This window comes from Halomonas sp. SIMBA_159 (genome assembly GCF_046536035.1).
Classification (GTDB): Bacteria; Pseudomonadota; Gammaproteobacteria; order Pseudomonadales; family Halomonadaceae; genus Vreelandella; species Vreelandella venusta_A.
Map to the genome: position 1 here is coordinate 1 of NZ_JAWJBT010001795.1, position 230 is coordinate 230.

Sequence of the window (230 nt, forward strand, 5' to 3'; positions counted from 1 at the left end):
CCCGGCTATGTTATTGTTGCAGAAGCGCAAACGGCTGGTCGTGGCCGGCGTGGCAAGGTATGGTATTCACCGTTTGGTGCCAGCTTATACTTCTCAATGTATTGGCGGCTTGAACAAGGTGTACAGGCAGCTATGGGGTTGAGTCTGATTGTCGCTATTGCGTTGTCCCGCGTGCTTGAGCAATGCTATAAGTTGTCACCTACAGTGAAGTGGCCTAACGATGTTTATAT

At 50.0% G+C, this 230-nt stretch carries 1 protein-coding gene; it reads left to right on the forward strand.

The genetic code is table 11. The features are described 5' to 3' along the window. Positions 1-230: biotin--[acetyl-CoA-carboxylase] ligase (locus R0J87_RS25390; RefSeq protein ID WP_498889786.1), on the forward strand; the 230-nt coding region annotated here is incomplete at both ends.